The organism is Sulfitobacter sp. JL08 (assembly GCF_003352045.1).
Classification (GTDB): Bacteria; Pseudomonadota; Alphaproteobacteria; order Rhodobacterales; family Rhodobacteraceae; genus JL08.
This window is the reverse complement of sequence record NZ_CP025815.1, coordinates 491,321-503,835: the sequence shown is the minus strand read 5'-3', so window position 1 is coordinate 503,835 and position 12,515 is coordinate 491,321. Positions and strand designations below refer to the sequence as shown.

14 protein-coding genes and 1 tRNA gene are annotated in these 12,515 nt (G+C 57.1%); 6 read left to right on the top strand and 9 right to left on the bottom strand.

Translation table 11 applies throughout. The features are described 5' to 3' along the window. The first annotated feature begins 1,143 nt into the window (after positions 1–1,143). Both C1J05_RS02625 and rsgA read left to right on the top strand, forming a co-directional pair. Positions 1,144–1,716 (top strand): DUF6880 family protein, encoded by a 573-nt coding sequence (locus C1J05_RS02625; RefSeq protein ID WP_254684683.1) that lies wholly within the window; start codon positions 1,144–1,146, stop codon positions 1,714–1,716. 140 nt (positions 1,717–1,856) lie between these two features. Next, positions 1,857–2,444 (top strand): GTPase RsgA, encoded by a 588-nt coding sequence (gene rsgA / locus C1J05_RS02620; protein ID WP_114872065.1) that lies wholly within the window; start codon positions 1,857–1,859, stop codon positions 2,442–2,444. On the opposite strand, the gene C1J05_RS02615 is transcribed toward rsgA, so the two are convergent. The 7 genes from C1J05_RS02615 to C1J05_RS02585 all read right to left on the bottom strand — a co-directional run bounded on the left by C1J05_RS02615 (position 2,392) and on the right by C1J05_RS02585 (position 8,669). After that, entirely contained in the window at positions 2,392–2,562 is a 171-nt protein-coding gene (locus tag C1J05_RS02615; RefSeq protein ID WP_254684682.1) for a MerR family transcriptional regulator, read from the bottom strand. The two genes, rsgA and C1J05_RS02615, sit on opposite strands and share 53 nt — an antisense overlap. 107 nt (positions 2,563–2,669) lie before the next feature. Further along, positions 2,670–3,638, bottom strand: coding sequence for a hypothetical protein (locus C1J05_RS02610; protein ID WP_114868902.1), 969 nt, complete (start codon positions 3,636–3,638; stop codon positions 2,670–2,672). A 16-nt stretch (positions 3,639–3,654) separates the two neighbouring features. Further along, positions 3,655–4,821 carry a tyrosine-type recombinase/integrase gene (locus tag C1J05_RS02605; RefSeq protein WP_114868901.1) on the bottom strand — a complete coding sequence of 389 codons (1,167 nt, stop codon included), beginning with the start codon at positions 4,819–4,821 and terminating at the stop codon, positions 3,655–3,657. A gap of 150 nt (positions 4,822–4,971) precedes the next feature. Continuing rightward, positions 4,972–5,048: transfer RNA gene (locus tag C1J05_RS02600), tRNA-Arg, on the bottom strand. A 54-nt stretch (positions 5,049–5,102) separates the two neighbouring features. After that, positions 5,103–6,488 (bottom strand): sensor histidine kinase, encoded by a 1,386-nt coding sequence (locus C1J05_RS02595; RefSeq protein ID WP_114868900.1) that lies wholly within the window; start codon positions 6,486–6,488, stop codon positions 5,103–5,105. A 16-nt stretch (positions 6,489–6,504) separates the two neighbouring features. Further along, positions 6,505–7,923 carry a dihydrolipoyl dehydrogenase family protein gene (locus C1J05_RS02590; protein WP_114868899.1) on the bottom strand — a complete coding sequence of 473 codons (1,419 nt, stop codon included), beginning with the start codon at positions 7,921–7,923 and terminating at the stop codon, positions 6,505–6,507. Beyond that, on the bottom strand, positions 7,920–8,669 hold the full coding sequence (locus C1J05_RS02585; RefSeq protein ID WP_114868898.1) for a TVP38/TMEM64 family protein: 750 nt from the start codon (positions 8,667–8,669) through the stop codon (positions 7,920–7,922). Before C1J05_RS02585 ends, C1J05_RS02590 begins: the two co-directional genes overlap by 4 nt. Positions 8,670–8,968: 299 nt before the next feature. Between C1J05_RS02585 and rpmH the strand changes: the two genes are divergently transcribed. The 4 genes from rpmH to C1J05_RS02565 all read left to right on the top strand — a co-directional run bounded on the left by rpmH (position 8,969) and on the right by C1J05_RS02565 (position 10,848). Beyond that, positions 8,969–9,103, top strand: a complete 135-nt coding sequence (gene rpmH / locus C1J05_RS02580; RefSeq protein WP_114868897.1) for a 50S ribosomal protein L34 — start codon at positions 8,969–8,971, stop codon at positions 9,101–9,103. Positions 9,104–9,125: 22 nt separating this feature from the next. Beyond that, the gene (gene rnpA, locus C1J05_RS02575) at positions 9,126–9,545 is read left to right on the top strand and encodes a ribonuclease P protein component (RefSeq protein WP_114868896.1); all 420 of its coding nucleotides are present in this window, start codon (positions 9,126–9,128) and stop codon (positions 9,543–9,545) included. Next, positions 9,542–9,790: a membrane protein insertion efficiency factor YidD gene (gene yidD / locus C1J05_RS02570; RefSeq protein ID WP_114868895.1), complete on the top strand. Its 249-nt coding sequence runs from the start codon at positions 9,542–9,544 to the stop codon at positions 9,788–9,790. Before rnpA ends, yidD begins: the two co-directional genes overlap by 4 nt. Positions 9,791–9,927: 137 nt before the next feature. Continuing rightward, entirely contained in the window at positions 9,928–10,848 is a 921-nt protein-coding gene (locus tag C1J05_RS02565) for a calcium/sodium antiporter (RefSeq protein WP_114868894.1), read from the top strand. A gap of 39 nt (positions 10,849–10,887) precedes the next feature. On the opposite strand, the gene C1J05_RS02560 is transcribed toward C1J05_RS02565, so the two are convergent. Then, positions 10,888–11,862, bottom strand: coding sequence for an alpha/beta hydrolase (locus C1J05_RS02560; RefSeq protein ID WP_114868893.1), 975 nt, complete (start codon positions 11,860–11,862; stop codon positions 10,888–10,890). A gap of 118 nt (positions 11,863–11,980) precedes the next feature. After that, positions 11,981–12,511: a DUF3833 domain-containing protein gene (locus C1J05_RS02555; RefSeq protein WP_114868892.1), complete on the bottom strand. Its 531-nt coding sequence runs from the start codon at positions 12,509–12,511 to the stop codon at positions 11,981–11,983. Positions 12,512–12,515 lie beyond the last annotated feature (4 nt).

Genomic DNA, 12,515 nt, shown 5'->3' with positions numbered 1-12,515 from the left:
TCGAGCGCCGTTTCCGCATGTTTTCTCGGATTTCTGTTGACCTATTCTCAACTTCAGCGAAGAAAGACGATCGAAGTTGCTCGAATTGTCTAATTGTGCATTTGCCTTGGGCTGGTTGCGCCGATTGATGTTCGGCGGCGAGGTGTCGAAAACCGGTAGTGCCAGTATTGCCACTTTGAGCCGTTCTAGATTTCACTTTGACCCCGAAGCACATGAAGAAAACCAGCACTATAAGTCGCGGTTTGAAAACAGATTGTTTCCTAAAACGGGATAGACATAGTTTTGCCACAATTTAAAGTGGTGTGGGGGCAGCGTGCTTGCGTAGCATGTATGACGATTTTTCCGAAGTAATTCGATTTGAGCTCGCATGCTCCCCCACGAAACTTCCCATGTTTAAATCTTCTTGGCAGGCCTTGATTCAGACTGCAGCGCACGACTGCTCCGCGGGACAAAAACGGATTTTAACCCGTCCAGCACGATCCTGACCGTCTATTTGTAGGCAATTCAAGAATAAGTAGACCCAGGCCTTCATGCTCTCGGTGCCCTCAACAGTTGATACAAACGCCGCACGAGTTTACCCTAGACTTAAGTGGATCGTAGATCGTGGAGGGGACTATATGCTTGTCGAATTGCAAACCAGACGTCGAGCCCTTGAACTAGCATATCGCAAATACGTGGTAGCCGACAATGCTTGGAATCTTTCGACTTTAAAAGCTATGAGTTGGTTTCCAGAAACTCGCCAAGCCCACGTCGCGATAATAGGGAACCCGGGCTCCAATGTTCGGCGGTTGTACAAGCAACGCGAGAGAGCAATGCTCCAGTTGGAGACCGCGCGTTTAAAGCTTGAAGTCGCGAAATCCCGATTGATGAAAAGACGTCATCACACGACCATGGAAACGCTTCTAATTGGCTGTTCTCAAACGTAAAGACTTCACTGTCTGACCTTTTGCACCGTTGTTGGGGTTTCAAACTGCAAAGCGTCAAATCCAGGTGCGTTGGTTTCGTCTGCAACGATACTTTCCAGAACAGTCAGCGCGTTGCTGAGGGAGCGCCCGGCCTCACCACCATCCGCGCCCGCAGACCACGGACACCCGTGACGGAGCTATCCTTTCCTTTCTCTGCGACCGATGGCAAAAAGCCTCCATGTCGAAAAAGACCCTCAACAAGGATAATCTGACCGCGCTGGGCGCCGAACGTCTGGCCGACCTGTTGCTTGAGGTCAGCACTGGCAGCGCCGAGATAAAGCGACGGCTGCGGCTTGAACTGAGCCACAATGTTGGTCCGAAAGAACTTGCACGCGATGTGCGAAAGCGGCTCGGGTCGCTGCGCAAATCGACCAGCTTTGCCGGGTGGCGCAAGCGCAAATCCCTGATCAAAGACCTCGACACCCAATTGGACATGATTACCGAAAAGATCGCACCTGAAGAGCCGACAGAAGCTTTTGATTTGCTGTGGCAGTTCATCGAGCTAGCACCGTCGGTCTACGAGCGGGTGGATGACAGCCGCGGCGATGTCGGCGATGTCTTTCGGTCTGCAGCGTTGAGGTTTGAAGATATTGGCCCCCGTGCAGTTCTCGATCCAACAGCTTTGGCATCCCGCATTTGGGATGCCTTACGTGATAACGGCTATGGCGAATTTGACGGAATTATCGGACGGCTTGCGCCGACGCTGGGAGACGATGGCTTAGAGCACCTAAAAGGCTTGGTGATACACTAAGGCTTGCGTCGATCTGATGCAGTGTGCATTAGATAATCGTGACGGATTTACTCAATCAGGATTCAGAGCCTTTGGCCGCTCTCGGCTGGTCGGAGTTTTTTGCTGTCCAATTAACACCCGACGAGACCGGATATTCCCGGATGCGCATTGCGACCGTGCACCGGTCCCGAATGACAGCTGAATCCGAAGTAGGTTCCGTAAAGCTTAGCCTTCCTTCCCAAACCAACACGACAAATTTTGCCGTTGGGGACTGGGTCCTGGTCGACCCTATAACCCGCGCGCTAGTTCGTCGGTTGGAAAGACGTACTCTGCTGCAGCGTCGTACCGCGGGTGCTCGGACCCGGCAACTGATCGCTGCAAACCTAGATACGATTCTTATCGTGACGTCCTGCAATGACGATTTCAATCCCGCCAGACTAGAGCGATACCTTGCTCTCGCAAATGAAGCCGGAATAACCCCGGTGATTGTCCTGACAAAAGCAGATCAGGTGGCTCATGCGGGGCCCTATCAAAAGCAGACCGCGGCCCTTCAGTCTGGACTGGATGTCGTTTCGTTAAACGCGAAAACGCACGAAGCAGTGACGGCTCTGACTCCGTGGTGCGGACCCGGACAGACCGTTGCTCTTGTGGGATCATCCGGAGTGGGAAAATCAACGCTGCTGAACACGCTGGCGGCTAAGTGTTCAGATCGGTGCCGTGGTAGCCGATCCTGCGGCCAATGCGGATGAAGGCAGGTCCCACATTGCGGTGCCGCCACTGCGCCAGTTTTTCAATGGAACCAAACACCCGCATCTCAGGGTCTTCGGGAAAGTGGATGCGGTCTGCGTCGAAGATATTTGCCATCATTGGAACCTCTTGGGTTAGGTGTGATGGCTTTGCATTATGGGCAGATTTACTCGCCTGTCATCAAGCGATATCGTGGCCTTAAGCGTCTTCCAGAAATTGGAAATCGCTTAAGCGTTTTTACGGAAGACCGCTTCAAATCGGGATTTGAACGGTTCTTCTGATCGAAGCTCAGTTCCATAGTCTTCAAGCGTTTTTCTTGATTTTGGCATGTTGGACTCGCGATTCTTGGCTGCTTCAAAAGCCTGTTCGACGATACGGTCTTCGCTGATCAAGCCGACGGCACCAGAGAGCTTTTCGATTTCTTCAATCAGCACTTCAAGGTTAGCCAATCGGCGCTTGCGGGATGCTTCGCCACCACTTTTTCCAGCGGCTCTCCGCGCTTCCAGAGATTGCATCGCAATCCTTTCCGCGCCTCCATGCGCTTGTTCAAGTTCTCGCGACGCATAGCCAGCATCGTAACTGTCTTGCGCGATGAAATCGGCGACTATTACTCTCGCAGCCAGAGTCGCCAACGACGTCGGATCGAACTGTTTTACGCAATACTCGAGAGCCGCGACGGCACTCCAATTTTCTCCAAATCGCTCCGACAATTCGCGTTTACCGTCGTCGCCGATCCACGCCAAAACCTCTTCGCTTAATTGATGGTAGTTTTGGACTCCAGCGCCCTGCAGTATTTCGTAAATCAAAATGTACGGAGGTTCTCCTCGCCTATAGACTGAGAGTTCGGTGGCCAAGCTCAAATTACTAGCGTCAAATTTATTTGAGGTGGACTTCAGGAAATCAGTTTGGGCATACTCGCTTCCGACTGTATATTCGGCCTTCGCAGCTTCCGCGCTCTCTTTCGAAGCGAACCAACAATTCGAGCACTGCTCTTCGTCGAAGCCGATACGGAAGAAAATAGCTAACCTCCAAACGATGTCCCCATTCGCGACTGCTCGCAATAATTCCGAATCTCTAAGGTTCGACAATTGTTCTGCGCGAGGTCTTCCCAAGCTACCATCAGGCAATTCCATCAAATCCGTTCGGACTACCGAAGCTTTGCGGTTAGCTTTCGTATAAAAATCTTTGTCTTTCATTCTAGAGGCATTTTACTCAACGTATCCACAAAGACCATTTTTCCATCAACGCCCGCCTTCTGTCCAACAAATCCGACCGTGCATAAGCGCGCTCAACATCCGATCCGACCTGATGCGCCAGTGCGGCCTCCGCCAGTTCCCGCGGCGCGCCCGCATCCTCCGCCGCCCAGTCGCGGAAGGAACTGCGGAACCCGTGCACCGTAACATCATTCCGGCCCATGCGGCGCAATAACATCAGCATCGACATATTGGAGAGCGGCTGGTGCCGTTTCTGCCCTTCAAAGACATAAGTTGAGGCCATCGCTTTCAGCGGCTCCAGAATGGCCAGCATTTCATTTGTCAGCGGCACACGATGCTCTACACCGCCTTTCATGCGCGCGGCGGGCACCGTCCACAGCCGAGCGTCAAAATCGACCTCGGACCATGTCATCTCCAGCACTTCGGACGTGCGCGCAGCTGTCAGGATGGTGAACTGCAACGCCTTGGCCGCCATCGCACTGCGCGTCGTCAGATCTGCGTAGAAGGCAGGCACTTCGCGCCACGGCATCGCGTCGTGATGCTCCACCTGCTTTTTCACCGGTGGTAGCACGCGAGCATCGCGAATGGCCGTCACCGGGTTCTCGCCCGACCGGTAGCCCTTGGACTTGGCTACATCCAGCACCGTTTTGATCCTTTGCGCGAGACGCTTGGCCGTTTCGTGCTTAAGTGTCCAGATGGGGGCGAGGCACATCAACACCTCCGGCTGGTCGATGCTGTCCACCGGCATCCGCCCGATCTTGGGAAAGGCATAGTCCCGCAGTGTGTTCACCCACTGCTGGCCATGCTTGGCGTTCTTCCACGTGGGCAGACGGTCGATATGCACCTGACGGCTGATTTCTTCAAAGGTGGGGATTTCACGCTGCGCATTGAAACGCGGGTTCAACCCGGATTTCGCCATGCGCCGATACTCCAGCGCCCGCTCTCTTGCTTGGTTCAGTGTGACAACATCGGCCCCGCCCAACCCGAAGTCAGTCCTTAGCGGTGCACCCTTGCGGTTTTTCTGCCCTTTAACGGTCACCCGCACAATCCAGCGTCGCGCACCGGAGGGGTCAACGACCAAGTACAGTCCCGCGCCGTCGCCATGCCGACCGGGGCCAAGATTCTCAACGAGCCTCTTTGTCAGTTTGCCGTTCAAGGCTGCCATTTAAAAATACCACGATATATACCACTCAATGAAAGTATACGGGTACATCTGAGTGAAAGCTAGATAAATGCCAGATGTGGGTTTAAGCTATGAAAATATAGCATTATTATAGCTGAATAGAGTTGAATGAAACGCTGTGAAATGTGGAAGTGGCGGACCGAGGAGGATTCGAACCCCCGACCCCTTGATTCGTAGTCAAGTACTCTATCCAGCTGAGCTATCGGTCCACTGGGCGCGGTTTAGACATTGGCTGTGGCGAATGCAAGCCCCAAAACCGCGCGTTACACAGTGCCGTCACTTTTGGGCAGACAGATCGAGAAAACGGTGCCGTCCGGCCCTGTGCGGATCAGGTCCAGCGTTCCGCCATGGCCTTTGACAAGCTCGGCTGAAATCGCCAGCCCCAGACCAGACCCGCCCTTGCGCGCGCCGCCCTGAAAGGCCGTGAACAGGTGTTCCTTGGCTTTGGGCGGCAATCCGGGCCCGGTATCCGTGATGTCGATCCACCAGTGATCACTGTCTTCGCGCGCGGAAACGTTCACCTCGCCCGGCTGGCCAGCAGCCACAATCGCCTGCCGGGCATTGCGCACCAGATTGGACAGGATGCGATACAGTTGCTCAGGATCGGCGCGCACTTGCATCAGCGGCGGAATATCCTCGCTGAAACTCAGATCGTGATCGCCGATGGCCAGCCGTTCGCTGTCGATCACATCTGCAACGGTTTCGATCAGGGGCACCATGGTCAGGGTCGGGCCGGGTTCTTCCGCCTTGCCAAAGGCCAGCGTGCTTTCACACAGATGCACCGCGCGGGTGATCGACCCGACCAGTTTGGGTGCCAACCGCCGCACTGTCGGGTCCTGACTGCTTTCGATGCGGTCGGTGAACAATTGCGCACTGGTCAGGATGTTGCGCAGATCATGGCTGACCTTGGCGACGGCCCCACCCAGTTGCGCCAGTCGTTCTTTCTGTTTCAGGGCTTGCGTCAACTGGGTTTGCAGCGTCAAAAGTGCATCTTCGGCCTCGCGCAGTTCGGTGACACCGGCAGAGGGTTTGATGATCCGGCGCGCGTCTTCGGGCGCATCTGCATAGCGCTGCATATGGCCGATCACACCCTTGATCGGTTTCACCAGAATGGCGCGTACGGCCAGAAACAACAGCACGGCGGTAAAGATCGAAATCACCGCCGATAACAGCAGAATACGCAGACCGTAATCAATCATCGCCTCGCGCAGCGGCGCGGTGTCCATTGTCACTTCGATCTCAAGCCCGGCCTGGCGCACGGGGCTGCCGATGACGCGTATGACCTGCGGCGCGGGGTTGAAAAACCGCAGCATTGCATCGCGGATCAGCACCATCGCGCTGGCATCGCGGATGTCAAAGGTTGCATCAATCGGGTGCGGCAATGGCGATGACAGCACAAGCTGGCGTGCTTCGTCGCGCCGCAGCACGACGTTGAACACTTCGGCGTTGCGCAGCAATTCGGCTTCCAGTTCGGTTTCCAGCATGTCATCGGCCAGCAGCGCCAGCGATGCGATCTGCGCCCGTTCCAGCCGGTTGATCAGGTAATCCTCGCGGAAGCGTGCAACAGACGGCACGAAGATCAGGATTTCCGCCAGCATCACAAACAATGTTGTCAGGATCAGAAACCGACCCGAAAGGGAATTCAACATGCACCTACCATTCCTGTCACGGCAGCCATTTCTGCACCAGCCGCACCACTCTTTTAACGTTAGGATTATCAAAAAGTCTGGGGGAAAAGTAAGCCCCCGCAACACGTTTGTTCACTTCGGAAATCGTGGGATAGGGCGCAACCATGGCCGCGATCTGGCGCATTTTCATATCATTGGCCAGCGCCAGCGCCCAAAAGCTGATCAACTCGCCCGCCTGATAACCGACAATGCTGGCACCCACGGGGCGGCCCTTGACCACCATCAGCTTGATCAGGCCGTTGGTCTTGCGCTCCGCGATGGCGCGGTCGTTATGGGTGTATTCATGGCGCACCACTTCCAGCTTGTTGCCATGACGCGCGCGCGCCTGCTCTTCGTTCAATCCCACCTGCGCCAGTTCGGGATCAGTATAGGTGGCCCACGGAATATGCGCGGTTTTCGCCGTTGACGGCAGACCGAACAGAATGGAGCGGATCACCACGCTGGCGTGATACCCCGCGACATGGGTGAATTGCAGACCGCCCGCAATGTCACCGATGGCATAGACCTTCTTGTTGGTGGTGCGCAGGCTGTCATCCACCCTGATGCCCGTCCGCGTGGTTTCGATGCCTGCTACCTCCAGATCAAGACGGTCGGTATTGGCCTTGCGCCCGACCGCCATCAGCAGATGGCTGCCCTTGAACACGCGCCCGTCCTTGGCTTCGATCTCGATCGCGCCTTTGGTGCTGCGCACCTGTGCGGCCATCGCGTTTTCCGCAATCTCGACACCTTCGGCGCGCAGACTGTCCAGCACGACGGCAGCCAGTTCCGGATCATCCTTGCCCAGCGCCTTGTCGCCTTCGATCACCGTGACCTTGCTGCCCAGACGGATATGCGCCTGCGCCATTTCCATCCCGATCGGTCCGCCCCCGACAATCAACAGATGGTCGGGTTTTTCACGCAGATCGAACAGGGTTTCATTGGTTTCATAAGGCACATCCTCCAATCCGGGGATCGGCGGCACCAGCGGCGATGATCCGGTGGCAATCACGATCCGGCGGGCGCTGATCACAGTGTCACCGGCCTGCACTTCTGTCGGAGAGATGAAGCGCCCGAATTCACGGATCACATGCACGCCGAAACCTTCGAACCGCTCCTGGCTGTCGACAGGCGCGATTGTGGCGATCACATCGGCCACGTGATCCTTGGCGGCGGCATAATCGGCTTGTGGCACCACATCGGCCACTCCATATGCGCTGGCATGGGCCTGCCCGTATGCGGCCTTGCCGCTGGCGATCAGCGCCTTTGACGGTACGCAGCCGTAATTCAGGCAATCGCCGCCCATCTTGTGGCCTTCCAGCAGGACAACATCGGCCCCCATCTGGCTCGCACCAGCGGCAACAGACAACCCGCCCGATCCCGCGCCGATGACCAGAATATCGGTTTTGATCTGCTTCATAGCGGGCCACCGTTCTTTTTGCGCAACGCCTTGATCACCATCGGCATCGCGGCCAGCGCGCACAGCCCAAGGATCGGGCCAAGGATCATCGGCTCCCATAGCAGCGACAGGTCGGGGCTTTCGCCACGATCAAACACCTCGCCCAAGCCGACGCCGATCCAAGTGAACACCAGAGCGCCCGGGATGATGCCCAGCGCCGTTGTCCATACGAAGTTGCGGAAATTCACCCCCACCAGCGCCGGCAGCAGGTTGGCAACGAAAAACGGCACGGCAGGCACCAGTCGCAACAGGAACAGAACACTGATCTCATGTTCGCGCAGCCCGTCTTTCAGCGTTTTCAGCTTGCCGTCCGATGCCTCGATCTTTCGGGTCAGGGCGGCGCCCAATCCCCAGCGCGCCGCCAGAAAGATGGCGCTGGCCCCGACCGTTGCGGCAGCCACATTGAAGACCGTGCCAAAACCCAACCCGAAAAGGAACCCGCCGGTGACCGATGCCACTGCCGCGCCGGGCAGGGAAAAAGCAACGATCAAGACGTAAACGAGGATAAATAGCCCAGCCAACGCTGCAAAATGCGCATCACGGTACGCCAGCAGCGCCTCGCGGTTGGCACGTAGCGTCTCAAAACTCAGATAATCGCGTAAGGTAAACGCCCCGATCACCGCAACCGCCACAATAGTAATCAGCGGCAGGTGCCGCAGAAACGACGGTTTGTCGATCGGATCGGGTGTATCTGCCATATCAGTCATCACAGTGCCTTTGTTTCGCTGCGCTTACAATCTGCACCTTACATGACGCTGCGGGGCGCGCGGCGATAGGGCGATCACGCGCGCTTGATACCAGGTGACAGTTGGCGTGATGATTTCAGCGGTTCTTTCGGATATTGAAACAATTGGTGTGGGGCGCGAGCGGACTTTTGTTGCAAAAACCCGGCGAAATGGCGCGACAATGGTTTGACTTACCCTTTCCACCCCCTTAAAGGACGGGCTTCGAATACACATCCAGGGCCGAATCCGCGAGCCCGGAACCGAATATTGGAGACGGAGCGATGAAACGCACCTATCAACCTTCGAACCTGGTCCGCAAACGGCGTCACGGGTTTCGCGCTCGCATGGCAACCAAGTCGGGCCGCCAGATTTTGAACGCACGCCGCGCCCGTGGGCGCAAGTCGCTGAGCGCATAAAGCGCCCACCGACCGTTCAGGCATGACACCGCCGGAGGCCCCCGACGCAGGAACACCTGCAGCAGGGGATACGCCCCCGGCGGTTTCCGTTTGTCTGACAATTCTTTCCCAACGCAGCGATTTTCTGCGCGCCGCGCGGGCCAGACGGCAGGGCACGCCCGGCATGATGGTGCAGGCCCGCCGCCGCCAGCCCGACGAACCCCACAAGGGTATCCGCGTCGGGTTCACCTGTTCCAAGAAAGTCGGCAACGCTGTCGCGCGCAACCGTGCCAAACGGCGCCTGCGCGAAGTGGCGAGCGCGCTGCTGCCCGAACATGGCAAACCCGGCTGGGATTACGTGCTGATCGGGCGCCCCGATGTGACCGCGACCCGCGATTTCACCGATCTGAAATCCGATCTGGTCAATGCCCTAAACAAGATCCACAAGGATCGCGGCACATGACCCCGCTGGCACATATCGTCGCCCTGCCCGTGCGCGCCTACCGGCTGATCTTTTCCCCGTGGGTCGGGCACAACTGTCGCTATCAGCCCACCTGCAGTGCCTATGCGCTTGAGGCACTTGACCAGCACGGGGCGATCAAGGGCAGCTGGCTGGCGGCGCGCCGCATCGCACGCTGCCATCCCTGGGGCCGCGATGGCTATGATCCGGTCCCCGGGCGCAAGGAGCGCGACAGGCCCGGCAACTAGCCTCAATGCCCCGTATCCGGGACGGTCTGAACATCTGATCGCACCCTGCATAGTTTTTCTTTGGCAGGCTCTGTTGCGGTCCCAGAGCAGTACCTAATTACACTGCGGGCAGATCATCTGCCGCAGAGGATTTTCAATTGGATTACGCCTACGTCGTCGCCGGATTGGTCGGCCTGTTCTTTGGTGGCGAAGCGCTGGTCCGAGGCAGTGTCGGAATTGCCCGAAGCCTCTCTATCCCGCCACTGCTGATCGGGTTGACGATCGTCGGGTTCGGCACATCCACGCCAGAATTGCTGGTTTCTGTTGATGCTGCATGGCGCGGCGTCCCTGACATCGCGCTTGGTAATATTATCGGATCAAACATCGCCAATATTCTTCTGATCGTCGGGCTGACATCGCTTATCTGGCCAATCCGCGTTTCCGGGGCCACATTGCAACGGGACACATTTGTGATGACCGCGGCCACTCTGGTATTGGTCCCTGTCTTTTTATCCGGATATCTGGAACGGTTTACAGGGTTTGTGCTGGTGTCAGCGTTGCTGACGTATCTTACATGGGCATACCGCAATCCCGGTGTGAACATGCCGCAAACGCCAGAAACCTCCAGCCCAGCTTCGGTGCCTGTATCTTCGATGTGGGTTGTTGCCGGGCTGGCCTTGGTCATGCTGGGCGCGCGGTTTCTGGTAGACGGTTCCGTGTCAATCGCACGCGGTCTTGGCGTTTCAGAAGCGTTTATCGGCCTGACAATCGTGGCTGTCGGCACATCCCTGCCAGAACTGGCGACATCGGTCATTGCTGCGATCCGGCGTCAATCGGAAATCGCGATCGGCAATGTGATCGGATCAAACATCTTTAATGTTCTGGGCATACTGGGTGTGACCGCGCTGATCACACCCGTTCCGGTGGCGCACAGATTTCTGGTGTTTGATCTGCCCGTCATGGTGGCGCTGTCTCTGGTTCTGACCGGTGTGTTGCTGACACGCGCTGTTGTCGGGCGTTGGATCGGCGCGATGTTTCTGGCCGGATATGCGGGCTATATCTGGGCAGCCCAAGGGTAATCTGCTGCGGGTCCGGAACGTATGCGCCTGCGCCCGCCCCTAGCCCGGTTTTCGCAGCATCAGTTGGCTGTGGGTTCCGATCCGGGTTGTAATCTCGTTCCGGTCTACGTGGCCTTCGATGGTTTCAAAGGCATCGCGCATGAAGGTCTGATCGTAGAAATACCAGATGTGATCATCGTTGTTCAGATGATCAAACGCATCCTTGTGGGCGTTGTAATGTGCACCACAATCCACATTCACCGCCTTGGACGGGCGCACATCCGGCAACCCGATGCGCCCCGCGCGGGGAGACACACCGACGCGCTTGATGTTTGACAGCGACAACACGGAATCAAACGGATTGTGGTAATTGGTCAGCCGCACGCAATGGCGGTAAAGTGAGCTTGTCTTGGGGTTGTCACTGCCCATCGAGGATGCTGAGATATCACCCGAAATCAGCATGATCTGGCTGACCGACCAACTGGTGGCCGCAACGGCAGGCCGGTCATCGGCATCGTCGAACGCTTCGCGCAGGACATAGCTGCCCATCGAATGGGCCAGTATATGCAGGTTGATCTCGCAGTCCTGGGTCTGGCGGGCGGCAAATCCGGAAATCCCCGCATCCACCAACAGGCGGGCGCTGGTTTTTGCATCGCTGCGATCTTCCAAATAGTTCAGCGCCGAAGCCGCAGAAGGCCAGTCAAAGCTGACCACGCTGCCCTTGTACCCCTGATCGCCCAGCCCTTTCTTGATCAGCCTATGGCGTTGCAACATCGTGGCCGTAGGGGTGTTGAACCCGTGAATGTAGATGACAATATCGCCCTTGGGCTGGCCGGTGCGCGGGTTGACACCTGATCGCGCTTCGGCAAGGACGGCGTTTGCCCATTTGTCAGGCATGTTGCCACCGGCAGCCCCGATCCGTTGGTCTGGTCCGATATCGCCAGCGTTGTCGGGTACGGCCAGAAAATACGTGCTGCCCGGTTCATCATCAAACGCACCTTGACGCACACGGCGCGCGCTAAAAACATAATCCATTGCTGATCCCCTTTGTGATCCGGCACCCCCGCCCTGATGGGTGAACTGTGCCCGATCCCGAAGGTGACGCAAAGTAAGGTATCACCTACCTTCCGGCGAAACCTTGCCAATATCCGTGTCAGGGGCGTTTTTCAAAGGTGATGATCACTTCGCCAATCGGCACGCCAAAGCGTTTCATATAGGCGCGGTTCAACAGGCGATCGTCACTTAGCAACCACATCCAGTCGTCAAAGGTGACGCGCAATGTGCCATCGGGGACCGGCAGATCGATTTCGTACTGCCAATTGAAACTGTCACCGTTTTCCTGCCCGGTTGCGGTGCCGATCACGCCGGGGGCCGTGCCCTGCCAGCTGTCCGGCCCGGTTTTGACCAGCGACCACACGCGCTGTTCCGTCGATCCGTCCTCATAGAGGAAATCTTCGGTCAGGGTCAGGGTCTTGCCATCCCAGTCTCCGGTTATATCCACCTCGAACCGGCGGCGCACGGTGCCGAACACATCCTGAAACTGGCCATAGGCCACTGTCTCTCCGGCAAAGAACTCTTCCAGATTCAACTGGCGATCCGACAGCGTATCATCGTTCAGCGACGGTTTTCCGACGCAGGCGGCAAGGCCAAGCACGGCAAGAAGGGCAAAGGTAAGGCGGCGCATGAGT